The organism is Bradyrhizobium daqingense (genome assembly GCF_021044685.1).
In the GTDB taxonomy this organism is placed as follows: Bacteria; Pseudomonadota; Alphaproteobacteria; order Rhizobiales; family Xanthobacteraceae; genus Bradyrhizobium; species Bradyrhizobium daqingense.
Map to the genome: position 1 here is coordinate 3,465,417 of NZ_CP088014.1, position 25,497 is coordinate 3,490,913.

Annotated in this window: 22 protein-coding genes and 1 pseudogene; 13 read left to right on the forward strand and 10 right to left on the reverse strand. The window is 64.4% G+C overall.

What is annotated here, in order from left to right; genetic code table 11:
* Positions 1–48: 48 nt before the first annotated feature.
* Positions 49–1,558: pseudogene (locus tag LPJ38_RS16585) on the reverse strand (CYTH and CHAD domain-containing protein).
* 137 nt (positions 1,559–1,695) lie between these two features.
* Between LPJ38_RS16585 and LPJ38_RS16590 the strand changes: the two are divergent.
* Together LPJ38_RS16590 and LPJ38_RS16595 are read left to right on the forward strand one after the other, a co-directional pair.
* A complete protein-coding gene (locus LPJ38_RS16590) occupies positions 1,696–1,860 on the forward strand; it encodes a hypothetical protein (RefSeq protein WP_158644729.1) in 165 nt (54 codons plus the stop codon).
* 60 nt (positions 1,861–1,920) lie between these two features.
* Complete coding sequence (locus tag LPJ38_RS16595; protein ID WP_167520211.1) at positions 1,921–2,097, forward strand: hypothetical protein; 177 nt, start codon at positions 1,921–1,923, stop codon at positions 2,095–2,097.
* Between the two features lie 58 nt (positions 2,098–2,155).
* Here the strand turns inward: LPJ38_RS16595 and LPJ38_RS37950 are convergent, their stop codons facing one another.
* Positions 2,156–2,425: an HGGxSTG domain-containing protein gene (locus LPJ38_RS37950; RefSeq protein ID WP_145628272.1), complete on the reverse strand. Its 270-nt coding sequence runs from the start codon at positions 2,423–2,425 to the stop codon at positions 2,156–2,158.
* Positions 2,422–3,090, reverse strand: a complete 669-nt coding sequence (locus tag LPJ38_RS16600; RefSeq protein WP_231088649.1) for a hypothetical protein — start codon at positions 3,088–3,090, stop codon at positions 2,422–2,424. The genes LPJ38_RS37950 and LPJ38_RS16600 overlap by 4 nt, the downstream gene beginning before the upstream one ends.
* 418 nt (positions 3,091–3,508) lie before the next feature.
* Between LPJ38_RS16600 and LPJ38_RS16605 the strand changes: the two genes are divergently transcribed.
* The gene (locus LPJ38_RS16605) at positions 3,509–4,483 is read left to right on the forward strand and encodes a Bug family tripartite tricarboxylate transporter substrate binding protein (RefSeq protein WP_145628270.1); all 975 of its coding nucleotides are present in this window, start codon (positions 3,509–3,511) and stop codon (positions 4,481–4,483) included.
* Positions 4,484–4,508: 25 nt separating this feature from the next.
* On the opposite strand, the gene LPJ38_RS16610 is transcribed toward LPJ38_RS16605, so the two are convergent.
* Positions 4,509–4,970: an NUDIX hydrolase gene (locus tag LPJ38_RS16610; protein ID WP_145628269.1), complete on the reverse strand. Its 462-nt coding sequence runs from the start codon at positions 4,968–4,970 to the stop codon at positions 4,509–4,511.
* A 102-nt stretch (positions 4,971–5,072) separates the two neighbouring features.
* On the opposite strand from LPJ38_RS16610, the gene LPJ38_RS16615 reads away from it, so the two are divergent.
* Positions 5,073–6,179 (forward strand): DUF1236 domain-containing protein, encoded by a 1,107-nt coding sequence (locus LPJ38_RS16615; protein WP_145628267.1) that lies wholly within the window; start codon positions 5,073–5,075, stop codon positions 6,177–6,179.
* A 39-nt stretch (positions 6,180–6,218) separates the two neighbouring features.
* Here LPJ38_RS16615 and LPJ38_RS16620 read toward each other — a convergent pair whose 3' ends face one another.
* Positions 6,219–7,181: a lytic transglycosylase domain-containing protein gene (locus LPJ38_RS16620; protein ID WP_145628265.1), complete on the reverse strand. Its 963-nt coding sequence runs from the start codon at positions 7,179–7,181 to the stop codon at positions 6,219–6,221.
* Positions 7,182–7,365: 184 nt separating this feature from the next.
* Between LPJ38_RS16620 and LPJ38_RS16625 the strand changes: the two genes are divergently transcribed.
* Entirely contained in the window at positions 7,366–8,400 is a 1,035-nt protein-coding gene (locus LPJ38_RS16625) for a L,D-transpeptidase family protein (protein WP_145628263.1), read from the forward strand.
* Positions 8,401–8,452: 52 nt separating this feature from the next.
* Here LPJ38_RS16625 and LPJ38_RS16630 read toward each other — a convergent pair whose 3' ends face one another.
* Both LPJ38_RS16630 and LPJ38_RS16635 read right to left on the reverse strand, forming a co-directional pair.
* The gene (locus tag LPJ38_RS16630; protein ID WP_145628261.1) at positions 8,453–9,310 is read right to left on the reverse strand and encodes a VOC family protein; all 858 of its coding nucleotides are present in this window, start codon (positions 9,308–9,310) and stop codon (positions 8,453–8,455) included.
* 129 nt (positions 9,311–9,439) lie between these two features.
* The gene (locus LPJ38_RS16635) at positions 9,440–10,630 is read right to left on the reverse strand and encodes a urate hydroxylase PuuD (RefSeq protein ID WP_167520210.1); all 1,191 of its coding nucleotides are present in this window, start codon (positions 10,628–10,630) and stop codon (positions 9,440–9,442) included.
* A gap of 227 nt (positions 10,631–10,857) precedes the next feature.
* On the opposite strand from LPJ38_RS16635, the gene LPJ38_RS16640 reads away from it, so the two are divergent.
* The gene (locus tag LPJ38_RS16640) at positions 10,858–12,198 is read left to right on the forward strand and encodes a PQQ-dependent sugar dehydrogenase (protein ID WP_145628258.1); all 1,341 of its coding nucleotides are present in this window, start codon (positions 10,858–10,860) and stop codon (positions 12,196–12,198) included.
* Positions 12,199–12,313: 115 nt separating this feature from the next.
* Here the strand turns inward: LPJ38_RS16640 and LPJ38_RS16645 are convergent, their stop codons facing one another.
* A complete protein-coding gene (locus LPJ38_RS16645; protein WP_145628256.1) occupies positions 12,314–13,114 on the reverse strand; it encodes an SDR family NAD(P)-dependent oxidoreductase in 801 nt (266 codons plus the stop codon).
* Positions 13,115–13,350: 236 nt separating this feature from the next.
* On the opposite strand from LPJ38_RS16645, the gene LPJ38_RS16650 reads away from it, so the two are divergent.
* The 4 genes from LPJ38_RS16650 to cyoD are packed head-to-tail and all read left to right on the forward strand — an operon-like array spanning position 13,351 to position 17,198.
* Positions 13,351–14,184 carry a cytochrome ubiquinol oxidase subunit II family protein gene (locus LPJ38_RS16650; RefSeq protein WP_145628254.1) on the forward strand — a complete coding sequence of 278 codons (834 nt, stop codon included), beginning with the start codon at positions 13,351–13,353 and terminating at the stop codon, positions 14,182–14,184.
* Positions 14,174–16,174 (forward strand): cytochrome o ubiquinol oxidase subunit I, encoded by a 2,001-nt coding sequence (gene cyoB, locus LPJ38_RS16655; protein ID WP_145628252.1) that lies wholly within the window; start codon positions 14,174–14,176, stop codon positions 16,172–16,174. Before LPJ38_RS16650 ends, cyoB begins: the two co-directional genes overlap by 11 nt.
* On the forward strand, positions 16,174–16,815 hold the full coding sequence (locus LPJ38_RS16660) for a cytochrome (ubi)quinol oxidase subunit III (RefSeq protein WP_145628250.1): 642 nt from the start codon (positions 16,174–16,176) through the stop codon (positions 16,813–16,815). The genes cyoB and LPJ38_RS16660 overlap by 1 nt, the downstream gene beginning before the upstream one ends.
* Positions 16,812–17,198 (forward strand): cytochrome o ubiquinol oxidase subunit IV, encoded by a 387-nt coding sequence (gene cyoD, locus LPJ38_RS16665; RefSeq protein ID WP_145628248.1) that lies wholly within the window; start codon positions 16,812–16,814, stop codon positions 17,196–17,198. The genes LPJ38_RS16660 and cyoD overlap by 4 nt, the downstream gene beginning before the upstream one ends.
* 369 nt (positions 17,199–17,567) lie before the next feature.
* On the opposite strand, the gene LPJ38_RS16670 is transcribed toward cyoD, so the two are convergent.
* A complete protein-coding gene (locus tag LPJ38_RS16670; protein WP_145628246.1) occupies positions 17,568–18,356 on the reverse strand; it encodes a thermonuclease family protein in 789 nt (262 codons plus the stop codon).
* A gap of 201 nt (positions 18,357–18,557) precedes the next feature.
* Here LPJ38_RS16670 and LPJ38_RS16675 point away from each other — a divergent pair, with 201 nt between their 5' ends.
* The 3 genes from LPJ38_RS16675 to LPJ38_RS16685 all read left to right on the forward strand — a co-directional run bounded on the left by LPJ38_RS16675 (position 18,558) and on the right by LPJ38_RS16685 (position 21,738).
* Positions 18,558–20,156, forward strand: coding sequence for a GMC family oxidoreductase (locus LPJ38_RS16675; RefSeq protein ID WP_145628244.1), 1,599 nt, complete (start codon positions 18,558–18,560; stop codon positions 20,154–20,156).
* 7 nt (positions 20,157–20,163) lie between these two features.
* The gene (locus LPJ38_RS16680; protein WP_145628242.1) at positions 20,164–20,613 is read left to right on the forward strand and encodes a gluconate 2-dehydrogenase subunit 3 family protein; all 450 of its coding nucleotides are present in this window, start codon (positions 20,164–20,166) and stop codon (positions 20,611–20,613) included.
* Positions 20,614–20,718: 105 nt separating this feature from the next.
* A complete protein-coding gene (locus tag LPJ38_RS16685) occupies positions 20,719–21,738 on the forward strand; it encodes a S1C family serine protease (RefSeq protein ID WP_145628240.1) in 1,020 nt (339 codons plus the stop codon).
* Between the two features lie 176 nt (positions 21,739–21,914).
* Here the strand turns inward: LPJ38_RS16685 and LPJ38_RS16690 are convergent, their stop codons facing one another.
* On the reverse strand, positions 21,915–25,391 hold the full coding sequence (locus LPJ38_RS16690; RefSeq protein ID WP_145628238.1) for an indolepyruvate ferredoxin oxidoreductase family protein: 3,477 nt from the start codon (positions 25,389–25,391) through the stop codon (positions 21,915–21,917).
* Positions 25,392–25,497 lie beyond the last annotated feature (106 nt).

Here is a 25,497-nt window from a genome sequence, read left to right on the forward strand (position 1 = left end):
GCCGCGGCGGCGTGCGTCATGTCGGCTGCCGATCCGGTTGCCGCTCCCCTACGCTCTCTCGTTCGGCACCGCGCGCAATCGGCGCAACCGGTGCAGCTCCTTTGCTGCGTCCTTCATCAGGCCGTCGGCGGCCTCGCGTTCGTGGCCTACGATGACGCCCGATGCGAAAGCCTGGGCGCGGCGGTGCGCGGGCGGCGCGGTCAGTGCAGCCTCCGTTGCCAGCTCGCGATGCGCCATGAAGTCGTTCAGCGATCCCAGCGCGGATTGAATCTGCTTGAGCCGGTCGGACAGAGCTGCAAGCTCCTTGCGGTCGCGAACGCCGTAGAGGCTTGCGAAGAATTCGACGGCATAGCGGATCTTCTTGATCCTGATCCGCAGCTTGTGGCGCTCAGTCGGCTCGAGATCGTTCAGACGCTTGCCCTGCTTGCGTGCCTTCCTGACGCGCCGATCGAGCATCTGCGCTGCGTAGGTGGCGATCGAGCGGCCGTCGCCGACGTGAGGTCGTCCACCTTCGATCCACTCGACCACGTCGATCAGCAGTCGGCGGTAACGCGCCGACATGATCGCCTGGCGTGCACGCTCGAAAGCCGCCCTGCGTTAACCTCTTGCGGATCGCGCGGGCACCGCGCTTCGGCACGTCCTGCGCGGTGATCGGCTGGATGCTCTCCGTCAGGAACACGTCGATTTCTCGCGCTGGGGCCAGTTCGCCCGTGAGCCATTTCAGCTCGGCCTTGATCCGCGCGGTACTCGCCCGCGGCAGGATATCGGCGAACAGCGAAATGGCCGCACGCAGGCGCCGCAGGCCAACGCGCATCTGATGAACTCCTTCGGCGTCCATGTCGCGCACCGGATCGGCATTCGCCGCGACGTGCCGCAGCGTCGCATGCGCGATGAGGCGGAACGCCTCGTGTGGCGAGAGCTCGGCCTTCAGCGCGATCGGCTCGGCATGCTGCGCGCCGCCGGCGCCCGCGACGAGCAGGTAACCCTGCTCGGCCTTCGAGCGCAGATCGAGCTCTGCCCCCGTTTTGCGCTCGAGGTCGCGTGCAAGCCGGAACAGATCTGCAATATGTCCGGACTTCAGTTCCAGCTCCAGCTCGGCGACGGCCCGCGTCCGTCGCCCGGCGCTGATGCGGCCCCGGTCGACCGCAAGTTCGATCTGGCTCTTCCGGACGCGTCGTGCCTGCGCCGTGCGATGGATGTCGGTCTGGAAGACGGGCTTCAGCTTGCGAGGAAGCTTTCGGGTCGCAAGGTCCCGGAGCGGCGTATGTTTCGTCTTTTTCAGGTCGGGCGTTGCGCCGGAAACCTCGTGCTCCCATTCGCCCCGTGTCAAGCCGCCCGCGCCGCCCGCTTTCACGGTCTGAACGTAACGGCCCTCGATCTTGCGGACGCGTAGCGTCAAACCATGGCGTTTGAGCTTATGCTTGCGCGTATCATAGTAGGTCGAAACGAGCGATTGCTCGGACTGGTCGCCGCGCCGCCCGCTCAAGCCGCCCTTGCGCAACACCGACGCCAATTGTTGCGGAGCAACGCGGAATTTCAGTTCCGTTTCTGTGGTCATGGGAGCTCTTCCATCTGCCGGAGGAAAACCTGGCGCCAGCGCGGGAAGTTCCGATGCTGCAAGTATTTCGCGCGTTGCGAACGCTGCGAGGTCATCGAAACTTCACGGAACACGGCGCGCCTATGCTCGATTGAGACATGTCCGATGAATTCACGGAGGTTCCCTTGAGCCGCATGAACGCTATCGCGATCCTGGTCGTCGCCATCGTACTCGCCGTCGGGTCCGCCGCGCTCTATCGTCTGGATACCAGCGACGGCGGTCGCACCAGCCGGGCGGATTCGGCGAGGATCGCTTCGGATTGAACGAGCGCTCGGTGTGCGGGGCCAAGGATCGACACAAGCAGCAATGAGGAAAGTTGTGACATGAGAAAGCCTGCGATCCATCCAGACGACTTCCCGATTGAAGCCAACGAGACCACCGTCACGACCAACAAGGGTAAGCCACTTGCGAATGCGGAAAGCGAGCCGGTGGCTGACGAGATTGCCGACCGTCTCAACGAACAGGCCGACCGCGAGGAGCACGACAAATGGTCGCCGTGAGGCAGGGTCGAAGCTGATCCCGCAGGTCAGTGTGTCCACGCGCCAGTACGCAAGCAGTTTACTTCAACTCGCCCAACAGCTTCCAAGCGTCATCCAGCAAGTCCCGAACCTGCCGTCGCTCGGCGATACCATCGCTTGCGAACATTCCATGCGTCCGCGCATTCTGGTTCCCCCTCGGCGCGCCCGATCTCCGGGCGCCGCCATGCATGCGACAGCGTGCCTTGCCGTGCATTGCCGGCGCGCGACAGATTGCCCCGCCGCGCGTCCGCGCGCCGCAGCGCGGGCTCGACTGCATGGCATCGGTGTTACGGACGTGATCGCTGCTCATCCGACGGCGCCGTGTTCCACGTCGGGACCGTCGTTGCCGCGGTGGCTCTGGTGGCCTGCGGCAACTCCGGCATCCGCACCCGTATCCGCCGCGCCGGCGTGCGCGACGATCGCGCCTGCATGGTGCGTGACGTTGCCGACGATGGCGCGTCCGCCGTCCTGCACGGACAGGTTCTGCACCGTGATCGCGCGTGCGTCGTTGTTGCGGTGACGGCCGAGCGCCTCGACCTGAGCGGAAAAAGTCCGAGAGAGCCGCGTCAATGCGCGTGTGACGCTCTCCTGCTGCACCGGATCGTCGGTGCAGGCGAGCCGACAGGCGCAGCGCATGGCCGCCACATGGATGCAGACCATCTGAGACACCAGCATGGCCTCGATGGAATCCTTCGGCGCGATGCTCCCGATCATCGAGATCATGAAGGCGAGATTGGCTTCATCGGGCTTCTGCGCGACCGCGCTGGCCTTGGCCAATTGCCTCAACATGCCGTGCAGAGCGTCGCGATCGGCGGCACCGAGCGCCTCGGCCAGCAGCGGCTCGGCGGTTTGCGGATCGGCATGGCTGATCGCGATGCGCCGCTTGTAGAGTTTTATCCGAGGGCGTGCGGCGGGAGGGCTGCGATTGTCGGCCGCAAGCGGCGAGGCGACGTGGCGGTCCGGAGATGTCGTCATGGCGTTTGTCCTTTGCCGGCGCAGGCGCGCGAACGAGCCTTCGCTCGTTGCGTGCGAATGCGAATTTCGGGATATCGATGAAGGGCTTGCGCGCGCCAAGCCGTGACATCCATGGCCGGCCGGCGTGGATGCTGACGCTTGTTGCGATGATGTCATTCTGCCACTGTTTTGCCCGACGAGTCAAAGCGAGTTCGTTACATCCGAAACAGCGCGCAAGTCCTTGATCTGGCAGTGGTCGGCTACTGTGCATGGGGTTGTTTTCGCACTTTTTGTTCGAGAACCGCTCTCTCGTGCCGCGCGGCGGAATGCCGGCGCGCAAACGCGATTGCGAATTTTCGCGCGACCGCTATTCATGACCGTCGAGGCGCCGCACCAACAAGCAAGCACAGCGGCGCAGTGAGGCCTGGGGAGGGAACGAATGCAACGAACGCTTCGCCTGCTGGCGATTGTCGCCGCATTGTGCGTGACGACAGAGGCGCTCGCGCAGAAATATCCGGTGCAGCCGGCCAAGATCATGGTCGGCTTCAGCGCCGGCGGCCCGGTCGACGTCGTCGCGCGCATCGTCGCTGATCGGCTCAGCAACAAGCTCGGCCAGCCCTTCGTGGTCGAGAACCGCGCCGGCGCCAACGGCATGATCGCAGCCGAGGGCGTGGCCCGTGCGGATGCGGACGGCTACACCATCCTGGCCTGCAACTCGTCGACGATCACGCTGAACAAGACGCTGTTCAAGGACATCCGCTACGATCCGCAAGTCGATTTCGCGCCGCTCACCACGGTCGTGTCGGCGCCGCTGGTCCTCGTCGTCAATCCCGAGAATCCCAGGACGGCGAACATCAAGTCCGTCGCCGATCTCGTCGCCGCGGCGAAGGCCGCGCCGGGCGCGCTGGCCTATGGTTCCGGCGGCAACGGCAACCTGGCGCACCTCGCCATGGAGCTGCTCAGCCAGAAGGCCGGCATCAAGATGATCCACGTGCCCTATCGTGGCGGCTCGGCGGCCGAGGTCGGCATTCTCGCGCAGGAGGTGCTGGCGGTGTTCGATCCGCTCTCCGCCGTGCCGCTGGTGAAGGCCGGCAAGCTGCGCGCACTCGCGGTGTCCTCGGCCGAGCGGCTGCCGGCGCTGCCTGATGTGCCGACCGTGGCGGAAGCCGGCTATCCAGGCTTCGACATCTCGTTCTGGGTCGGCTTCTTCATGCCGAAGGCAACGCCGACCCCGATCCTGGAGACGCTGCACCGGGAGATCGTCGCGGCCGCCAAGGATCCGGCGGCCGAGGAGAAGCTCGGCTCGCAAGGCGTCGTATCGGTGCTCGGTCCCACTGAGTACGCCGCCAAGATCGCGAAGGAGACCAAGGACCTCGCCGAGGTCGTCGCCGCCGCGAACATCAAGGCGGAGTAGGCGCGCAAGGGCAAGAACGGCGCGCCTATTCGACGCCGACGAGCTGCGCCAGCCGATCAAGCAGCGGGCGCTGTCCAGCGTTGATCCTCTCCCGTGCCACTTCGAGCGTGAACCATTCGGCACGGTCGACCTCCGGGAACACCTGGCGCTTGCCGCTGCGTGGCGGCCATTCCATCTCGAATGTGTTGCTGCGGATGCTGCTGGTGTCGAAGTCGAATTCGGCGGCAAACGCGGTGACGCGCTTGCCCCCGCGCTGCTTGATTTGATCGAGCGCCATCAGCGGGACGGTCAGCTCAAGCCCGAGCTCTTCGGCAAGCTCCCGCCGCGCGGCGATCTCCGCATCTTCCTCATCCGCATACTCGCCCTTCGGGATCGACCAGGCGCCGAGATCCTTGGTGCGCCAGAACGGCCCGCCTGGATGAACGAGGAGAACCTCGAGCCTTTCCTGCTTCCGATAGGCGAGGATGCCGGCACTCTTCGATGGCATTGCAGGTTCCGCACAGGCGGCGTTTGGATCGGGAAAAAGTGGAACTTGGCGTTCCAGCGCAGGTTAGTAGCCCAAGTTTCATTTGATGGAAGGGAGTGAACCATGATCCGCCTGTTGGCAACCACCGCATTAGGGCTGGTGCTGGCGAACGCCGCTTATGCGCAATCGCCGAGCACGACGACCAGGCCCGAGCAGACCCCGCAATCCCAATCGAATTCCACGGCGCCGTCGACGACTTCGCCATCTGCCTCGCAGCAGACCACATCGCAGCCGCAGCAATCACCCGCGACGGGAACTTCTGCGCAGAATACGCAGAACACCGGGACCGCCAATTCCGGCTCCGGCACCTCCAACAACGCGGCGAACAGCTCGGACACATCGCGGCCGCAGAGCGGCACCGCTAGCTCGAACACGACCGGTAACCCGCCCGCGACCCAGCAGGGCGCTAACCCTCCGCCCGCGAACACGAACCAGGCGCAGGATCAATCCAATCCGCCGCCGGCCAACAGCAATCAGGCTCAGCAGGCGCCAGCTGCCTCCGGAACCAACCAGGCCCAGCAGACCCCGAATGCGCCAACCAGCAATCAGGCCCAGGGTGAACGGACCGGAACCAACTCACAGGCGGCTGCACAGACCGACGTCAACCTCAACAAGCAGCAGGAGACCAGGATCAGCACCTCGATCTCGCGCCTGAACGTCCGGCCCGTGACCAATGTGAGTTTCTCGCTGAATGTCGGCACGGTGGTGCCGCGCGACGTGCATCTGTCGACACTGCCGCCTGACGTCGTCGAGATCGTGCCGCAATATCGCGGCTACAGCTTCGCGCTGGTGAAGAATGAGATCGTCGTGGTCGATCCCGCCACATACAAGATCGTGACGGTGCTGCCCTATTCGGGACAGTCCACGGCAACGACGACGACCACACGCGAGCGCAGCGCCAGCAAGTTCTCCGATCGTGATCGCGACGCCATCCGGAAGCATGCGAAAACCCGCACCGAGGGGCGCAAGGAAGTGCGGACCACCGGCAGCACCGCGCGCAGTGAGATCCGCGTCGGTGACCGTCTTCCCGAGAGCGTCGAGGTGGAGGAATTCCCGAGCACGGTCTACCGCGATGCACCGGACCTGCGGGAATATCGCTACATCCACCGCGATACCCGGACCTACGTCATCGAGCCGCGTGAGCGGCGCGTGATCGAGGAGATCGATTAGCAGCGGATATCGGAGCCGCCAGACCTGGCGGCTCCAATGCTAACCCGACGGCCGTTCGCGCGAGGCGAGGCGAACAGCCCGGGCCTTCGCGCTCTTTCCGGCAGCGCGTGCTGCGATCATGTTGCGCGCCTTGCCGGAGGCCGTGGCATTCTTCCGAAGCAGCGATGCGAACCGCTTCCGCGCAGCGCTCGTGGTCTGGCGCGCGGCAAGCTGATCGGACTTGCGGATGATGGTCGCCACCGAAGGCGTCAGGTTGACCGGAACCCAGGCGACGTCCTTGGCCTTCGAAAGACTGCCGATCCCTTCACACGGCGCTTCGCGCGGCAGGTCGATCCGGATCGCAAGCGCTTCGGCGCGTTCGGTCCAGTCCTCGGCCTTGGTGCCCGTGATGATGCGCACATAGTCGCGCGTCTCGCGCGGCAGCCCGCTCTGTTTGGCGAGCCACTTCTGGATGCGGCCGGGGCCGGCGTTGTAAGCGGCTGCGGCAAGGCCGAGATTGCCGAAATCGTCGCGCAGCTTTCGCAGGAATTTTGCCGATGCCGGCAGCGCCTTCATCGGATCGAAGGGATCGTCGAGGCCGACCTCGGCGGCGGTCTCCGGCATGAACTGCGCGACGCCCTGCGCGCCGGCGTGGCTGACTTCGTGGGATTTGAAGCGGCTCTCCTGCCAGATCAGGCGCGCGAAGAACGGCACCGGAATCCCGCTTGTCTCGGCGGCTTCGCGGAGCGCATGACAGAATTTGTCCGTCGGTGAAAGAGTCGTCTCGACGACAGGCTCGATCGCGCGTGGCGGCTCGATCACCTGCTCATGCGCTGCACGAGCGTTGGCGACCTCGATGGCCTGCACACTGGCAAGGAAGAGCTCGACCACTGGAACCAGTGGCGAGACCTGAGTGTTCACAAGGACGGTGCGATCGACAATCGATGTTTGCCGGGACGCCGACGAATTCAGGTCGCACATCAGAATCAGAAACGCGGCGCAAGCCGCGACGACAAATCGCATTTGCTGGGGCAACCTCGAACTGTGGGGTGAACTGCCAGCGATGCGCCGGCGATAGGAAGCTGTTAACAGTCCGATTGCGGCAAAGCTGCGATCTCGTCGGTTCCTTCGGTGTTACTACGGTGTTCCCAAGGAGAAACTGTCCGCGGTTTTGCGGGTCATCATTTGTGAATCGGGACGAACGATCATGATGCGATGGATGCTTGGCGCGGTGATGTCGCTGTGGTTCATCTGCCCGGTGCTCGCGGGCAATCTCGATGCGAAAGCTGTCAATGATGCGGCGCGCTCCGAAAAGCCGCCGGCCACGGACAAGATCAGCGCACCCGCGGCGAAGCTTCAGATCCTGCTCGACCGCGCGCAATTCTCTCCCGGTCAGATCGATGGCAAGTTCGGAGAAAACGCGCAGAAGGCGTTGAAGGCGTTCGCCGAGCAGAACGGTCTCGGCTTCGACAAGACGGTCGCCCCCGAACTCTGGGACAAGCTGAATGCGGCGAGCGAGGGGCCTGTCCTCGTCGACTACAAAATCACCGATGCAGATGTGAAGGGGCCGTTCCTCAAGAAGCTGCCGACGAAGCTCGAGGAGATGAAGTCGCTGGAGGCGCTGAGCTACACCAGTCCGCTCGAAGGGCTCGCGGAAAAATTTCACATGAGCGAGGAGCTGTTGAAGGCGCTCAATCCCAGGAAAGCCTTCGACAAGGTGGGCGAGACCATCGTCGTGGCCAACGTTCCGGCGCGACGGGAGCTTCCACGTATTGCGCGGGTGGAGATCGACAAAGCGAGCGAAACGCTCAAGGCGTTTGATGAGACCGGCCGGCTGATCGCTTATTATCCGGCGTCAGTCGGCAGTGCAGATCGTCCGACGCCAACGGGGACGCTGAAGGTCACCGCCGCCCATGAGCAGCCGACCTATCGCTACAATCCCGAGTACAAGTTCAAAGGCGTGAAATCAAAGAGACCCTTCAACATCAAGCCGGGACCGAACAATCCGGTGGGATCGTATTGGATCGGCCTGTCGGCGCAGGGCTACGGCATTCACGGAACGGCCGAGCCCGACAGGGTCAGCAAGTCGGCGTCTCATGGCTGCGTCAGGCTGACCAACTGGGACGCGCGGGTGCTCGGCGAGAACGTCAAGCGCGGCACCTCCGTGGTTTTCCTCGACGCACCGACAGATACGTCCTCAAGGCAGCAAGGCGCGCCCGCGGCGAAACGTGCCTCGAACTAGCCTTTGGTCTATGCGCATCGGATCTCGCAACGCGCGTTGAGCATCAGTTGAGTCAGCTAGCAACGAAGGCGAGCAGGGTGCCGTTCGCCTTGGCCGGCGGCACGCAGATCGCGTTCCCACTGCGCATGGCGGCCGAACCGAGCGCCGTTTCGGTTGCTGCGAGATCGCTGCTGACCAGCACCAGCGCCGCGCCGCCGCGTTCAGAGAGCCCGGTCAACGGCACGCCGGGATAGCGTCTGCCGAGTTGGTCCAGCGTCAGATAGACGAAGTCGGCACGATCGCCCCCGGAGGGCACGGTGACCGCGCCGTCCGGATCGGCCGTTGGCTCGCGGTCGATCAGGCGACCGAGATGGGCTGCTTCCTTCGCGGGCTCTGGCGTTGCGATCAGCGTCTGCCTGATCCGCTTCGCTGCATTCGCGTGCTTCATCAATTCGGGGATCCACACGGTCTCGCGGGTCTTGTGCTGGCAGGCGAAGATGCGCACGCCCCCCGGCGCTTCCGCGGTCGGCCACATGAAGGTGCGGAACTTTGCCGCCGAGACCGTGCCATCGGGTAGCGTCACCGGCCGTTCGAAATCGGTCGGGCCGATCGGCTCCAGGCCCCGTGCGCGGATCTCCTCGGCGCCCGCGGCGGAATCCAATGCAGTGAAGGCAATGCGTTCGATGCCTTCGCCCCGCTTGTCGAGGAAAGCGCGCGCGGGAACATTGAGTTCGGTCGGCGCGAGAACGCCGAGCAGCTCCATGTAGTCGGGATCGAACATGATGGTGTAATTGCCCGTGCCCATGTGGACGCTGTGGGTGCCGCGCGGGGACACGGTGAAGCCGAGCTGCCGATAATTTTCGGCGGCCTTGTCGAGGTCCTTCACCATGACGACGGCGTGGTCGATACCGATGACGTTCTTGAGGGCCACTGTTCTTTCCCGCACTTGCAAGCTGAGCCTTTGGCCGCGGCAGCGGCCATGGCTCCTGTCTACGCCGGATGGGCGGCCAAGTCATTTTCAATTCAGCGGGAGATGCGGAATTTCATTCCGCGCACGGCGTTAGCGCGCCCGCTCGATGTAAGCGGCGAGGATGGCGCGCTCCTCGCTGGTCATCTCGGTGACGTTGCCCGGCGGCATGGCATTCGACCAGGCGGCCACACGGCCGATCAGGCGGATGTTGCGATGGATGTGCTCGGGCGCATCGAGCAGGATGCCCTTCGGCGCGGTGACGATGCCGGCCCACACCGGCTCGGCGGCGTGGCACATGCTGCAGCGGGACATCACGATCTCCTCGACATTGGCGAGTGTCGGCGGTGCCGGCAGTGTGGCGGACTTGACCTCGCGCGGGCCGGCCGCGGAGAGGAAGAGGATCGCGATCACGCCGATTGCCGCGACGCCCCAGACCCACCACGGCGATTTGCGCCCCGCGTGCCGCTCGTTGAAGAAATGGCGGATCACCGGGCCGAGCGCCAGGATGATGGCGACGATGATCCAGTTGTAGCGCGTGGCATAGAGCAGGGGATAGTGATTGCTGATCATCAGCACGACCACGGGGAGCGTCAGATAATTGTTATGGACCGAGCGCTCCTTGCTGGCCTTGCCGAGCTTCGGATCCGGCGCCTGTCCCGCCATCAGGCTGGCAACGATCTTCTTCTGGTTCGGGATGATGAGCGCGAAGACGTTGGCGACCATGATGGTGCCGATGATCGCGCCGATCTGGTTGAAGGCGCCGCGGCCGCTCAGCACGTGGGTAAAGGCATAGGTGAGCGCGACCAGGAACAAATAGCCGCCGATGGCGAACGGCAGCTCGCGCTGCGCAAGTCCGGTTCGGCAGGCGGCTTCATAGAGTAGCCAGGCCAGTGCGAGGCTGCAGAAGCTGAACAGGCCGGCCTGAAACGGTGTGAGGTCGAGAATGGACTTGTCGACCAGGAACAGATCGGCCTCGAGATAATACACCACCACCATCAATGCGAAGCCGGACAGCCAGGTGGTGTAGGCCTCCCATTTGAACCAGGTCAGCTCGTCCGGCATCTGGGAAGGCGCGACCAGATACTTCATGATCCGGTAGAAGCCGCCGCCATGCACCTGCCAAGCTTCGCCCTGCACGCCTTTGGGGAGATCGGCTTTGGGCCTGAGGCTCAGATCGAGGGCGATGAAATAGAAGGAACTGCCGATCCAGGCGATGGCGGCAACCACGTGCAGCCAGCGGAGCAGCAGGCTCGCCCATTCCGATATGACGGATCCCCACATGATCTTCCCATCAGTCGCGACAGCGATGCCGCAGCTTTGATGTCCGCGCCTTCCGCCCTTACAATGTGTCGCACCTATCTGCGGTGTTTTCCAGTACGATGGAGCGCGCCCGATGCACATCGTGCGGGCATGAGCTGACGTGGGATGCGGCAGGTCCGAGTTGCGGTAGAACGTTCGCAGATGATCGGCGTTGATGGTCGGCAGCTAGAGGTGGGGAGAAGGGCGACGTGAAGAGCAGGATTTCGTCTGCGGCGATATCCGCAGTGCTGCTGGGCGCGATCGCGGTCGGCGCGCAGGCCGAACCGGTGTTGCAAGGCAAGGACGCCTATGGCGATTGGCGGGCGGATAAGCCCGGCACGGTCAGGTTGATCCGGCCGCAGGATCTGGTCAGGCCCGGCGCGACGCGGTCGGTCGCGAGCTCGTCGCGTGTGGTGCCACGTTCGCCGGACGCGGAGCCTCAGGTGCCGGCCGGCTTCAGGATCGAACTCTTCGCCGAGGGTCTGCGCGCGCCGCGCATCATCAGGGTCGCGCCGAACGGCGATGTCTTCGTTGCGGAGACGCGGGCCGGCACCATCCGCGTGCTGCGCGCAGGTGAGGGCGGCAAGGTCGCGAGCAACGAGGTGTTTGCCAGCGGGCTGCGGCAACCCTTCGGCATCGCCTTCTTTCCGAATGGCGACAATCCCCAATGGGTCTACGTCGCCAACACCGACAGCGTCGTCCGCTTTCCCTACCAGGCCGGCGATCTCAAGGCGCGCGGCAAGGCGGAGACGATCGTGGCGAGCCTGCCGCATGACGGCGGCCATTCCACCCGCGACATCGTCTTCACGCCCGACAACAAACGCATGCTGGTCTCGGTCGGCTCGCTCAGCAACGTCGCCGAAGGCATGGGCACGCCGCCGGGCGGACTGGAGGCGTGGTCGAAGGCGCAACCGCTCGGCGCCACATGGGCGAGCGAAACCGAGCGCGCCGCCGTGCTCGCTTTCACCCCCGACGGCAAGGAGCGCAAGATCTACGCCACCGGCATCCGCAATTGCGTCGGCCTCGCGATCCAGCCGCAGAGCGGTGTGCCCTGGTGCTCGAACAACGAACGCGATGGCCTTGGCGACGATCTCGTGCCCGACTACGTGACCAGCGTGAAGGAGGGCGGCTTCTACGGCTGGCCGTGGTTCTATATCGGCAACAACGAAGACCCGCGCCATTCCGGCGCGCGGCCGGACCTCAAGGACAAGGTGACGGTGCCGGATGTGCTGATCCAGCCGCATTCGGCCTCGCTCGGCATGACCTTCTATCAGGGCACGCAGTTTCCGTCCGAATACCAGGGCGATGCTTTCGCCGCTCAGCACGGCTCCTGGAATAGGTCGAAGCGCACCGGCTACAAGCTGATCCGCATCAGGATGAAGGACGGCAGGCCGACCGGCGAGTACGAGGATTTCGTCACGGGGTTCGTTGTGAACGACAGCGAAGTGTGGGGCAGGCCGGTGGGAGTCGCGGTGACGAAGGACGGATCGCTGCTGCTGTCGGAAGACGGCAACGGCACGATCTGGCGGGTGACAAGCGTAGCGCGGTGACGCGCGCTCTTCGCCTCGCCCCGTGTGCGGTGAGAGGAAGCCAGCTCTCACCGTTTCCGCGGAAGCAGCCCCTCACCCCGACCCTCTGCCCTTAAGAACGGGGAGAGGGAGAAGATCATCCCCGCCTCACGCTGGCCCCGCCATCCACCGGCAGCGTCACGCCGGTGATGAAGTTCGCCTCGTCCGACGCCAGGAACAGCGCGGCGTTGGCGACGTCCCATCCCGTGCCCATCTTCTTGCGCAGCGGCACCTTGCTGTCGCGCTCGGCTTCGACTTCGGCGCGGGTCTTGGACCATTCGCGAGCGCGGGTGTCGACTGCCATCGGCGTGTTCATCAGCCCGGGGAGGATGACGTTGGCGCGGATGCCGTATTCGGCGTTCTGGTAGGCAAGCTGCTCGGTGAAGGCGATCATCGCCGACTTCGTCGCCTTGTAGGCGACATACGGATAGGTGGTGATCGCCGCCATCGAGGAGATGTTGATGATGGCGCCGCTGCGTTGCGCGCGCATGATCGGGATCACTTCTTTCGCGGCGAGGATGCAGCTCTTCAGATTGATGGCGACCACGCGATCGAATGCCTCCTCGGTCAGCTGCAGCAATTCGGCATCGCCGCCGGCGAGGCTGACGCCGACATTGTTGTGCAGCACGTCGATCTGGCCCCACCGCGAACTGGCGTCCGCGATCATCGCCTTGATGTCGTCAGCCTTGGTCACGTCGGCCTTGAAGGCCGCGGCGATGCCTTGCTTCGCCGTGATCATCGCAACCGTTTCCTGCGCCGATTCCAGCTGATGATCGACGCACAAGACCTTGGCGCCTTCGCGCGCGAAGGTGAGCGCCGTGGCGCGTCCGTTGCCCATGCCTTCGCCGGGGCTTTGCCCGGCGCCGACCACGATCGCGACCTTGTCCTTGAGGCGCATCTCGGTTCACTCCCTGATATTTTCCTGCAGATTAGCAATCGCCCCAATCGGAGAGAAGGGCGCGGCTCCTGCGTTCATGTCATTGAGATCACATGGAATTGCATGTTGCGGCCGGCCCGTCGCGCATGGCGGCCCTTCGCTGCCGAGGAACCGTTGCGTCGTCGCGGCGTTTGTCGCCGAGCCTTTCCCGCGCTAGGCTCTGTCTCCGGGGCTTCCCAACCGCTAGTGGCTTGTCGATGAATCTGCTCGATCCGCAAGGGCCCGTGGCTGCGGGCAACAGCACCATCCTGATCGATTCAGTCTTCATCATGCTCGTGATCGTGGTACCCACCATCATCGCGATCCTCGGCTTTGCGTTCTGGTTTCGCGCCTCGAACCCGAGGGCGCGCTACCAACCCGACTTCGTCTATTCCGGCCGTGTCGAGATGGTGGTGTGGGCGATCCCTGCGCTCACCGTGATCCTGCTCGGCGGCGTCGCCTGGATCGGCTCGCACCAGCTCGATCCGGCCGCGCCCGTGCCCGGCACCGGCAGCCCGGTGCGGATCCAGGCCGTCTCGCTCGACTGGAAATGGCTGTTCATCTATCCGGACCAGCGCATCGCCACCATCAACACCCTGACGGTGCCGGCCGGTGCCGAGCTGAAATTCCAGCTGACGTCGGCGAGCGTGATGAACACGTTCTTCATCCCGCAGCTCGGCAGCATGATCTACACCATGAACGGCATGGTGACGAAGCTGAACCTGCGCGCCGACAATGAAGGCAGGCTGCAGGGCCTGTCGGCGCATTTCTCCGGCGACGGCTTCCCCGACATGATGTTCGACGTCAACGTGGTCTCGCCGCTCGCCTTTCCGGAATGGGTGGCGACCACCGCGAAGACCGATGCCGTGCTGAATGCGGACAGCTACAAGAAGTTGATGCAGCAGGGCATCGAGAAGGGCCGGCCGGTCTATCGTCTCGAAGACGCGCGCCTGTTCGATCTGATCGCAACCCAGCACATTCCGCCCGGGCCGGGCCCGGAGCTCGCATCCGAAGCGGGCCGGTCGCACAGTGGAGGCCACGATGCTCGGTAAGCTCGATTGGTCGGCCATCCCGTTCGATCAGCCGATCCCGCTCGTCGCAGGCGCGGTGGTGCTGGTCGCGATCCTCGCGGTGCTGGGCTGGGTCGTCGTGAAGGGGCATCTGCCCTATCTCTGGAACGAATGGATCACCAGCGTCGATCACAAGCGCATCGGCGTCATGTATGTGCTGCTGGCCTCGGTGATGCTGCTGCGCGGCGGCAGTGACGCCATCATGATGCGGATCCAGCAGGCCGTGGCTTACCAGTCGCAGGGCTATCTGCCGCCCGAGCACTACAATCAGATCTTCTCGGCGCACGGCACCATCATGATCTTCTTCGTGGCGATGCCGTTCGTGATCGGGCTGATGAACCTGATCGTGCCGCTCCAGCTCGGGGTGCGCGACGTCGCATTCCCGACGCTGAATTCGGTCGGCTTCTGGTTGACCGCGACCGGCGCGCTGCTGGTCAATATCTCGCTCGTGGTCGGCGAATTCGCGCGGACCGGCTGGCTCGCTTTCCCGCCGCTGTCGGAATTGTCCTACTCGCCCGGCGTGGGCGTCGATTACTACGCCTGGTCGCTCCAGATCTCCGGCGTCGGCACGCTGGTGGCCGGCATCAATCTCGTCACGACGGTGCTGAAGCTGCGGACCAAGGGCATGAATTACCTGCGCATGCCGATGTTCTGCTGGACCACGCTGGCCTCGAACCTCTTGATTGTCGCAGCGTTCCCGATCCTCACCGCCACGCTCGCGATGCTGCTGCTCGACCGTTACCTCGGCTTCCACTTCTTCACCAACGAGGCCGGCGGCAACGTCATGATGTTCATGAATTTGATCTGGGCCTGGGGCCATCCCGAGGTCTACATCCTGGTGTTGCCGGCTTTCGGCATTTTCTCCGAGGTGGTCTCGACCTTCTCCGGCAAGGCGCTGTTCGGCTACCGCTCGATGGTACTGGCCACCATGGCGATCTGCGTCATCTCCTTCATGGTTTGGCTGCATCATTTCTTCACGATGGGCGCAGGGCCCAACGTCAACGCGATCTTCGGCATCGCCAGCATGATCATCGCGGTGCCAACAGGCGTGAAGATCTACAACTGGCTGTTCACGATGTATGGCGGCCGCATCCGCTTCGCGACGCCGATGCTGTGGGCGATCGGGTTCATGGTGACGTTCATCATCGGCGGATTGACGGGCGTGCTGCTCGCGGTGCCGCCGGCCGACTTCATCCTCCACAACAGTATGTTCCTGGTTGCGCATTTCCACAACGTCATCATCGGCGGCGTGCTGTTCGGCGCCTTCGCCGGCTTCGAATACTGGTTTCCGAAGGCGTTCGGCTTCCGGCTCGACGAGCGCTGGGGCAAGGCTGCGTTCTGGTTCACCTTCACCGGCTTCTTCGTCACCTTCATGCCGCTCTACATCGTCGGCCTGCTGGGCATGACGCGGCGAATGCAGCATTACGACGTCGCGGCGTGGCGGCCGTGGATGATCGTCGCGGCGATCGGCATGGCGGTGCTGACGATCGGCGTGATCTGCCAGATCGTGCAGATCGTCGTCAGCGTCCGCAATCGTGAGGCCTTGCGCGACCGCACCGGCGATCCCTGGGACGGGCGCTCGCTGGAATGGGCGACGTCGTCGCCGCCGCCAGTGTTCAATTTCGCCTTCAATCCGGACGTCCGCGGCGAGGACGCCTATTGGGACATGAAGGCCAAAGCCAGAAATGAAGCGCTCGCTGCCGACAGGCCGGAATATCAGGACATCGAAATGCCCCGGAACTCGCCGACCGGTTTCGTCTGCGCGTTCTTCGCTACCATCATGGGCTTTGCGCTGATCTGGCACATCTGGTGGATGGTGATCCTGGGCGGCCTCGGCGCGTGGGCGACCTTCGTCGTGTTCGCTTGGCGCGACCATGATGAATACGTCATTCCGGCCGCCGAAGTCGCGGCGATAGACCGGGTCAATCTCGAGGAGCGGCGCGGCCTCGTCAGCATGGCGGGAACAGTCTGATGGCGATGACTGCGACCGCCGGCCACGCGCACGCCGATCCCCATCACATCGGGCTCGTCATCGAGCATCCCGGACCGGCGCCAAAGCGGATCGTGACCGCCTACGGCTTCTGGATCTTCCTGCTCTCGGACATCGTGATGTTCTCCTGCTTCTTTGCGGCCTATGCGGTCCTGGTGGGGCAGACCGCCGGCGGTCCGAAGGGCTCAGAGATCTTCGAGCCGAGATACGTCGCGATCGAGACGGTCTGCCTGCTGCTGTCCAGCTTCACCTGCGGCATGGCCAGCATCGCGGCCGATGTGCGCAACCGGTTCTGGTTCTATCTCAGCATGACCGTGACCTGCGTACTCGGGCTGATATTCCTCGTCCTCGAGTTTCGCGAATTTGCCGATCTCATTGCGCGTGGTTATGGCCCGTCGCGAAGTGCGTTTCTGACGGCGTTCTTCTCGCTGGTTGGCTGCCATGGCCTTCACGTCTCGGCCGGCGTGCTGTGGCTGCTCACCATGATGGCCCAGGTGTTCGCAAAGGGCTTCCGTGCCGACATTTTGCGCCGGATGACGTGCTTTGCGCTGTTCTGGCACGCGCTCGACATCATCTGGGTCGCGGTGTTCTCCGTTGTCTATCTGCTTGGGAGTGGCGTATGAGCGATCAGACCCACGCACGGACCGACCATGACCTCGCACCGGGCGAGGAAGAACAACACAGCGTCGGCATGCGCATCCTCGGCTATGTCGTGGGCCTCGTCCTCGCGCTGCTGCTCACTGCGACGTCGTTCTTCGTCGCGGGCACGGATCTGGTCTGGCAGCCATCGATCCCCGTCGCGCTGATCGTGCTGGCGATCGCGCAGATGGGCGTGCACCTGGTGTTCTTCCTGCACATCACCACCGGCCCCGACAACACCAACAATGTGTTGGCGCTCGCCTTCGGCCTCTTCGTCGTTTTCCTCGTGATCGGAGGCAGCGTCTGGATCATGGCGAATATGAACGCGAACATGGCGCCGATGGACCACATCATGCGGATGCAGTGATGAAGCTGAACTATTGTTCTGGAAAATGGCTAAGGCGTTCTTGATTGCTGACGTTTCTGCGTCGTCATGGCCGGGCTTGTCCCGGCCATCCACGTCTTGATCTGCGGAAGCAAGGACGTGGAGGCGCGGGCACGACGGGCTCGGTTCTGGAGCGACCCACAAAAAAGAAGAGCCGCTTGTGATGACAAGCGGCCCAAGTCTAGGGAGGAAACGCCCGAGCAAGGCAATCGGACCAAAGCCGGATTGCTGCCAAGGAAACGCTCGCGCGAAGCGCTTGCGTACATTGATAAGTGCAGCAACTCGCCAAGGGGTTCAATTCCGGATCAATACGGTCTCGGACTACCACTCACGGATGCGTGAGGAAATTGCTCACTTCGGCCGGCGGCAATTATAGGCCTTGCGGAAGCCGGCGGCCTGGGCGTCGTCTTCCGAGCAGAACCAGCGGTCGGGCTTGGTGTTCGCCGGATAGCTCGGGCAGCCGCGCAGATGATAGATGCCGATATTGCCGGTGACGCGCGCGCGCACCGCGAGCTTGCCCTTGATGCTGCAGCTCGGCGGCATGACCAGCTCCTCCGGAAACAGTACGGCACGGATTTCCTTGTCGCGGTCTGGCCGGCAGGCGGCGCCCAGCAGGGCAGCGTCCTTCTTGCCGCTACGGAAATCTTGCGGCGCAACAAAACAGCCCTTCCAGATGCCCGCCGCCGCCGTCTTGGCCTCGGTGGCCGCAGGCTTGACGTTGACCCTGACCGGCTCGCGCGCGAGCGCGAAGCCGAGCCTGATCAGCTGCTCGTTCAGGCTGGCCTTGTCGCCCTCGGCCGTGCAGATAGCTCGGTGCCGTTTGCCGAAGCTCTTTTCCGGCCCGACATCGTCGCAGCGCACCGTCCGTTTGTTGATGAGCTTGGTCAGTTGTTCGCGGGCCTCGATGCCGCAGGTCCAGGAATCGGCTTGGTTGTCGATGCAGACCTGGTCCAACTCGGGCGCGTCGACACCGTCGAGCCGGTAGGTGACGTCGCCGACCTGGACCGAATTGCCGTCGCGGACGGTCGCGGCGCCGGTCAGCGCGGAGACCGGACCGGTCCCAGCCAGAAATCCGGACGAGGCGAACAACGAAACGAGCGCAAAAGCGCGGGCGGCGGCAAAGCAATTCTGGAAGGACATACGGTCTCGCTATCGATGGCGCGTGCGTCCTGTTCCTAGCATCCGGATGGGGCGATACCAATGGTCTGCGCCCTGCGAAGTGTGACATTCCGGCCTCGCGGCTTTACTCAACCGTCGCTCTGATCCTATCGTTCGCCGGCCTTTGCGGACCGCGAAAGGCCGAATCGCCCGGAAAGCGGCGAGGGGGAGGAAAAGGTTGCGATGAGAGACCCCGTGGACGTCCTGATCATCGGCGCCGGCGCTTCTGGCGCGGCGGTGGCGTGGTCGCTGGCCGAGACCAAGATGCACATTCTCTGCCTGGAGCAGGGCGGCTGGATGAAGCCGGCGGAGTATCCCAGCACGGGCCGCGACTGGGAGGCCAAGTTCTACGGCGAGTGGTCGTCGAGCCCCAATGTTCGCGGCCGTCCGGAGGACTATCCGATCAACGACGACAATTCGCCGATCAAGGTGGTGAATTACAATGCGGTCGGCGGTTCGACGGTGATGTACACCGCGCATTGGCCGCGGCTGCATCCCTCCGATTTCAAGGTGAAGACGCTCGACGGTGTCGCCGACGATTGGCCGATCGATTACGACGCGCTGACCCCGTTCTTCGAGGAGAACGACCGGATCATGGGCACGTCCGGCCTGTCCGGGGATCCGCTCTCGCCGCTGACGCATCCGCCGATGCCGCAGCAGCCGCTCGGATTGTCGGGTGCCATCATCGCCAAGTCCATGAACAAGCTCGGCTGGCACTGGTGGCCGTCGGATACGACGGTCGCGACGATGGACTATGAGGGCCGGGCGCGCTGCATCAATCTCGGTTATTGCACGCCGGCCTGCGCGCAAGGCGCCAAATCCTCGACCGACATCACCTATTGGCCGCAGGCGATCCGCGCCGGGGTCGAGCTGCGCACCCACTGCCGGGTGCGAGAGATCACCACCGACGAGAACGGCATGGCCTCGGGCGTGGTCTATTACGACAAGGACGGCATCGAGCAGTTTCAGCCGGCGCACGTCGTCATCATCGCCTGCAACGGCGTCGGCACGCCTCGGCTGCTCTTGAACTCGGCGTCCTCGCGCTTTCCGAACGGCCTGGCCAATTCGTCCGGCCTCGTCGGCAAGAACCTGATGTTCCATCCCTATGCGCAGATCTACGGCTATGTGAAGGAGCCGACCGACAGCAACCGCGCGCCGCCGACCTGCCTGTGGAGCAAGGAATGGTATGACACGGATCCGTCGCGCGGCTTCGTCCGCGGCTTCGGGGTCCAGTTCGTGCGCGGCGCCGGGCCCGTGTTCGAGGCCGTCGTCAGCGAGCAAAAGGGCATTCTGCCCTGGGGCGAAGATCATCACCGCGTGTTCCGCAAGCTGAACGGCCATCGCTTGGGATTCTCCGCGATCTGCGAGGACCTGCCGGAAGAGCACAACCAGGTCACGCTGGACCCGGTGCTCAAGGACAGCCACGGCATTCCCGCGCCGAAGATCAGCTACACGATCAGCGAGAATAGCCACAAGATGATGGATTATGCGCTGGCGCGCGGCCGCGAAATTCTGGAGGCTGCGGGCGCGACCGACATCTGCGTCAACTCGCCGATCCCCTGGGGCGGCTGGCACCTGCTCGGCACCGCGCGGATGGGCACCGACCCCGAACGCTCCGTCGTCAACGAATGGGGCCGCAGCCACGACGTGAAGAACCTCTTCATCGTCGACGGCAGCATCTTCGTCACCTCCGGTGGCGTGAACCCGACCTCCACCATCCAGGCCCTCGCGCTCTACATCGCCGACCAGATGAAGCAGCGCCTCGCCAATTTGTTCGATTGAGGCTGTGATGTCCGCAGACGACCAACTGACACCCAGGCAGCGCGACGACCTGCGCACCATCGCCGCGATGATCATTCCCGCAAGCGACGAGTACAAGGTGCCGGGCGCCGACGATCCCGCGATCCAGGCCGACATGCTGGCAACGCTCGGCCGCGACACCAAATTGGTCGCGGCAGCGCTGGATCATCTGGCGCGGCTCGCCGGAGCGCCGCTCGCCGAGCTCGATGCCGCCAGGCGCGATGCGGTGGCGCAGGAGTTTCGCAAGAACGGCGGCGCCGCTGCCGTAACGCTCGTCCGCGTCGTGCTGCAATGCTATTACCGCGACGATCGCGTGCTGGGCTCGCTCGGCATCGAGCTGCGCGCGCCATTCCCGAAAGGCCATGTGCTCCCGGACGGAGACTGGTCGCTGCTCGATCCGGTCAAGGCAAGAGGCGGCTCGCTGAGGCGGGCGCCCTAGCCATCTGGGCAGTCCAGCCCTGCACTCCAGCCTTGCGCTCCAGGCGGACATCTTGTGCGGCAGGGAACAGGTCACCATCTGTGTGAGCCTTCAAGGACTCTTGCCATGCTGGACTTCACCTCAGATATCGCCGATGACGCAGCGTCATCGCGAACGACGGCGTCTGCCCCGGTCGATGACCGGGCCCTGCTGGACGCCTATTCCAATGCCGTGATCGACGTGACGGATCGCGTTGGACCTGCGGTCGTGCGCGTCGAGACCGGGCCGAAAGTGCCTGATAGACGCGAGCGCGGCGGGCTCGGCTCCGGCATCGTGATCTCGCCGGATGGACTCGTTCTCACCAACAGCCACGTGGTCGGCTCCTCCAGGGAGATACGGCTGCGCGACGTCGAGGGCCATGTCGGCGATGCCCAGGTGCTCGGCGTCGATCCCGACACCGACCTTGCGCTCTTGCGTGCCAACGGCGTGCGTCATCTGCCGTACGCCGCACTCGGCAATTCCAAGACTCTAAGACGCGGCCAGCTTGTGATCGCGATCGGCAATCCGCTGGGTTTCGAATCGACCGTGACGGCCGGCGTGGTCTCGGCGCTCGGGCGCTCGATCCGCTCGGTGAGCGGGCGGACCATCGAGGACGTGATCCAGACCGATGCTGCGCTCAATCCCGGCAATTCCGGCGGCCCGTTGGTGTCGTCGAACGCCGAGGTGATCGGCATCAACACCGCCATCATCAACGGCGCGCAAGGCATCTGCTTTGCGGTCGCCAGCAACACCGCGCAATTCGTGCTGGCGGAGATCATCCGCCACGGCTATGTCCGCCGCGCCTATATCGGCGTGGCCGGGCAGACCGCGCCAGTGCCGCGGCGGCATGCGGTGCTGGCCGGGGTCGAGAACAAGATGGGCGCGCTATTGATGCAGATCGAGCCGGATGGACCTGCGGCCAAGGCGGGGCTGCTGCCCGGCGACGTCGTGATCAAGCTCGACGGCATCGAGATCAACGGCGTCGACGATCTGATCCGCGTGCTCGACCGCGACCGCATCGGCCGGCGGCTGACCATGGACGTGTTGCGGCTCGGCCGCCTGCGGGCGATCGATATCGACCCGGTCGAGCGCAAGCCGGCGCGCTAAGCCGTACTGAGTGGCGAGCACACACGATCTCGTCATTGCGAGCGTAGCGACTTGGCCGCCGAAGCCTTGGCGAAGGCGGAAGCAATCCAGAATCTTTGCCGCGAAGGCAGTCTGGATTGTTTCGTCGCGAGGGCTCCTCGCAATGACGCGTGGAGAGAGGTGTGCGTCCTTAGCTGCTACTCCGCCGCGGCCGCGAAACGGCTGTTCTCAAGCTCCGCTTCCAGCCGCGCCGTCTCGGCGACCGCCAGCTTGATATTGGCTTCCTTGACGTGGCCGAAGCCGCGGATCGTCTCCGGCACGCGGGCAAGCCGCGTCAGCAGCGGGATCTGATCTGCCTTCAGCCCGGCGATCTGCTGGTCGATCATGCCGAGATAGTCTTCGATCAGCTTGCGCTCGGTCCGGCGCTCCTCGGTGCGGCCGAACGGATCGAACGCGCTGCCGCGCAGGAATTTGAGCTTCGCGAGGACGCGGAAGGCATGGATCATCCAGCCGCCGAACTCCTGCTTCTGGAGCCGGCCCGTCGCCTTGTCGCGCTTTGCAAAGATCGGTGGCGCGAGGTGATACTTCAGCGTGAACTCGCCTTCGAACTTCTCCGACGCCTTCTTGGCGAAGCTGCCGTCGGTATAGAGCCGCGCGACTTCATATTCGTCCTTGTAGGACATCAGCTTGAACAGGTTTTTCGCGACGGCCTCGGTCAGCTCCGTGGACGCCGACGAAGCCACGCTCTCTGCCTTCCGCACCCTGGCGACCGCCGCGAGATAGCGGTCGGCGTAAGCCTTGTCCTGATAGGAGGTCAGGAATTCCGCCCGCGTCGCGATGATGTCGTCAAGCGACTTCGTCGGCGAAGATGCCCTGTTCTTGAACTGCAGCACGCTGCGCACCCGCGACATGTCGTGGGCGGCGAGGCGACCCCAGGTGAAGGCGAGCTTGTTCATCTCGATCGCGGCGCCGTTGATCTCGATGGCACGGAGCAGCGCTTCGAGCGACAGCGGGATTGCGCCCTTCTGGAAAGCGAAGCCGAGCATGAAGGGATTGGTAGCGATGCTGTCGCCCATCAGCGCCGCGGCAATGCCGGTGGCGTCGATGATGTCGAGGTTCTTGTCGCCGACGGCGTCGCGCAGCACCGTCTGCATCGTGCCCATCTCGAAGTCGAGATCGGGATTCTGCACGAAGCTCGCCGTCGGTTGCAAATCGGCGTTGATGTACGCTTTCGTCACGCCGCGCTCGGCGCGGCTGAGCGCGGTGGGACCTGCCGAGACGATCATGTCGCAGCCGAGAATGACGTCGGCGCCGCCGGTGGTGATGCGGACCGCGGAGATATCCTCCGGCCTCGGGGCGATGCGGACATGGCTCATCACCGCGCCGTTCTTCTGCGACAGGCCGGTGAAATCGAGCGCCGAGCAGCCGCGGCCGTCGACATGGGCGGCCATGCCGAGCAGGGCGCCGATGGTGATGACGCCGGTGCCGCCGATGCCAGTGACGAGAATGTTGTAGGGGGCGTCCAGCTCGCGCGCGGCCGGCAGCGGCAGGTCAGCGAAGAGCTGGCCGGAATCCACCGCCGACGTCTTCATGCGCTTCAGGCTGCCGCCATGCACAGTGACGAAGCTCGGGCAAAAACCCTCGACGCAGGAAAAATCCTTGTTGCAGTTGGACTGATCGATCTGGCGCTTGCGGCCGAACTCGGTCTCCAGCGGCTGCACCGAGACGCAGTTCGAGGCCTGCGAGCAGTCGCCGCAGCCTTCGCAGACCAGCTCGTTGATGAAGGCGCGCTTGGCGGGATCGGGATAGAGGCCGCGCTTGCGGCGGCGGCGCTTTTCCGCAGCGCAGGTCTGGTCGTAGATGATCACCGTGAGGCCTTTGATCTCACGCAGCTCGCGCTGCACGGCATCGAGCTCGCGGCGGTGATGGATGGTGGCGCCTTGGGGGAAGTAGTTGCCTTGCGGGAACTTGCTCGGATCGTCCGACACGATCGCAAGCCGCTTGACGCCTTCGGCCCAGACCTGATGCGCGATCTGCGCGACGTTGAAGGCGCCCTCGGCCGGCTGGCCGCCAGTCATGGCGACGGCGTCGTTGTAGAGGATCTTGTACGTGATGTTGACGCCGGCGGCGGACGCAGCGCGCAGCGCCAGAAGACCGGAATGGGTATAGGTGCCGTCGCCGAGATTCTGGAAGATGTGCGTCTCGCTGGTGAAAGGCGACTGGCCGATCCAGTTCACGCCCTCGGCGCCCATATGCGAGATCAGATCGGTGCGGCGGGTCGGCATGCTCAGCGCCATGCCGTGGCAGCCGATGCCCGCCATGGCGCGGCTGCCCTCGGGCACGCGGGTCGAGGTGTTGTGCGGGCAGCCCGAGCAGAAGAACGGCGTGCGTGCGAGCTTGATCGGGGCACTGGTGGTGACGGGATTGTCGAAGGCCTCAAGCCGGGCGAGGCGTTGCTCCAGCACCGGGCTGTGATGGCCGAGATTGCGCAGGCGCGCCACCAGCGCGCCCGCCACGATGGTCGGCGTCAGCTCGCCCTCGCTCGGCAAGAGCGGCGCGCCGCGCTCGTCGCGCTTGCCCGTGACGGTCGGACGCTTCGAGGCATCGACGTTGTAGAGGATGCGCATCAGCTGGTCTTCGATGAAGCCGCGCTTCTCCTCGACCACCAGCACATCCTGAAGACCCTCGGCGAAACGCTTGGCGCCGCTTTCCTCCAGCGGCCAGGTCATCGCGACCTTGTAGATGCGAAGGCCGAGGTCCTGAGCGTCCTTGTCGGTGATCCCCAGGTCTGCCAATGCCTGGCGGAGGTCGAGATAGGCCTTGCCGGTGGCGACGATGCCGAGCCGCGCAGGCTTTGAATCGAGCACGATGCGGTCGAGCTGGTTGGCACGGGCAAAGGCCTGCACCGCGGCCATCTTCGGCCCGAACAGGCGACTCTCGGCTTCGAGCGGCGGATCCGGCCAGCGGATGTTGAGGCCGCCAGGAGGCATCTCGAAATCATCGGGCAGCACGATCTTGATACGTTCGGGGTCGCTATAGATCGAGGCCGAGCTCTCGACGGTCTCGCTGATCGCCTTGAAGCCGACCCAGCAACCGGAGAAGCGCGACAACGCGAAGCCGTAGAGGCCGAGGTCGAGATAATCCTGGAGCGTGGCGGGATTGATCACGGGGATCAGCGCCGCCGCGAACACCTGCTCGCTCTGGTGCGCCAGCGTCGAGGATTGGCAACCATGGTCGTCGCCGGCGAGCGCCAGCACGCCGCCATTGCGCGAGGTGCCGGCTGCATTGGCATGCTTGAGCGCATCGACGGAGCGATCGACGCCGGGCCCCTTGCCGTACCAGATGCCGAACACGCCGTCGACCTTGGCGCCGGGAAACAGGCCGACCTGCTGGCTGCCCCACACCGCGGTGGCCGCCAGATCCTCGTTGAGGCCGGGGACGAAGGCGATGTCGTGCTGCTGGAGGTGCGACTTCGCGCGCCACAACGCGTGGTCATACATGCCGAGCGGAGAGCCGCGATAGCCCGAGACGAAGCCGCCGGTGTTGAGTCCTTGGAGCCGGTCGCGCTCGCGCTGCAACATGGGCAGTCGGACCAAAGCCTGGGTGCCGGACAGGAATATCCGCTTCGATTCAAGCCGGTATTTATCGTCCAGCTCGACCTGCATCAGCGTCATGTCGGAAGTCCTTGGCTCTCGGGGTTTGCGCTGCGGGAAGGGATTGCGGCTGCGCGACGCGAATTGTGACAGTCAAAAGCATGCACCGGCGAAGTCAATATCGCTG

What these genes read in the sequence shown, in the direction of transcription:
- LPJ38_RS16590 (WP_158644729.1), top strand. Translation starts at nt 1,696, where the DNA reads ATGTCCGATGAATTCACGGAGGTTCCCTTGAGCCGCATGAACGCTATC.
- LPJ38_RS16595 (WP_167520211.1), top strand. Translation starts at nt 1,921, where the DNA reads ATGAGAAAGCCTGCGATCCATCCAGACGACTTCCCGATTGAAGCCAAC.
- LPJ38_RS37950 (WP_145628272.1), bottom strand. Translation starts at nt 2,425, where the DNA reads ATGAGCAGCGATCACGTCCGTAACACCGATGCCATGCAGTCGAGCCCG.
- LPJ38_RS16600 (WP_231088649.1), bottom strand. Translation starts at nt 3,090, where the DNA reads ATGACGACATCTCCGGACCGCCACGTCGCCTCGCCGCTTGCGGCCGAC.
- LPJ38_RS16605 (WP_145628270.1), top strand. Translation starts at nt 3,509, where the DNA reads ATGCAACGAACGCTTCGCCTGCTGGCGATTGTCGCCGCATTGTGCGTG.
- LPJ38_RS16610 (WP_145628269.1), bottom strand. Translation starts at nt 4,970, where the DNA reads ATGCCATCGAAGAGTGCCGGCATCCTCGCCTATCGGAAGCAGGAAAGG.
- LPJ38_RS16615 (WP_145628267.1), top strand. Translation starts at nt 5,073, where the DNA reads ATGATCCGCCTGTTGGCAACCACCGCATTAGGGCTGGTGCTGGCGAAC.
- LPJ38_RS16620 (WP_145628265.1), bottom strand. Translation starts at nt 7,181, where the DNA reads ATGCGATTTGTCGTCGCGGCTTGCGCCGCGTTTCTGATTCTGATGTGC.
- LPJ38_RS16625 (WP_145628263.1), top strand. Translation starts at nt 7,366, where the DNA reads ATGATGCGATGGATGCTTGGCGCGGTGATGTCGCTGTGGTTCATCTGC.
- LPJ38_RS16635 (WP_167520210.1), bottom strand. Translation starts at nt 10,630, where the DNA reads ATGTGGGGATCCGTCATATCGGAATGGGCGAGCCTGCTGCTCCGCTGG.
- LPJ38_RS16645 (WP_145628256.1), bottom strand. Translation starts at nt 13,114, where the DNA reads ATGCGCCTCAAGGACAAGGTCGCGATCGTGGTCGGCGCCGGGCAAAGC.
- LPJ38_RS16650 (WP_145628254.1), top strand. Translation starts at nt 13,351, where the DNA reads ATGAATCTGCTCGATCCGCAAGGGCCCGTGGCTGCGGGCAACAGCACC.
- cyoB (WP_145628252.1), top strand. Translation starts at nt 14,174, where the DNA reads ATGCTCGGTAAGCTCGATTGGTCGGCCATCCCGTTCGATCAGCCGATC.
- LPJ38_RS16660 (WP_145628250.1), top strand. Translation starts at nt 16,174, where the DNA reads ATGGCGATGACTGCGACCGCCGGCCACGCGCACGCCGATCCCCATCAC.
- cyoD (WP_145628248.1), top strand. Translation starts at nt 16,812, where the DNA reads ATGAGCGATCAGACCCACGCACGGACCGACCATGACCTCGCACCGGGC.
- LPJ38_RS16670 (WP_145628246.1), bottom strand. Translation starts at nt 18,356, where the DNA reads ATGTCCTTCCAGAATTGCTTTGCCGCCGCCCGCGCTTTTGCGCTCGTT.
- LPJ38_RS16675 (WP_145628244.1), top strand. Translation starts at nt 18,558, where the DNA reads ATGAGAGACCCCGTGGACGTCCTGATCATCGGCGCCGGCGCTTCTGGC.
- LPJ38_RS16680 (WP_145628242.1), top strand. Translation starts at nt 20,164, where the DNA reads ATGTCCGCAGACGACCAACTGACACCCAGGCAGCGCGACGACCTGCGC.
- LPJ38_RS16685 (WP_145628240.1), top strand. Translation starts at nt 20,719, where the DNA reads ATGCTGGACTTCACCTCAGATATCGCCGATGACGCAGCGTCATCGCGA.
- LPJ38_RS16690 (WP_145628238.1), bottom strand. Translation starts at nt 25,391, where the DNA reads ATGACGCTGATGCAGGTCGAGCTGGACGATAAATACCGGCTTGAATCG.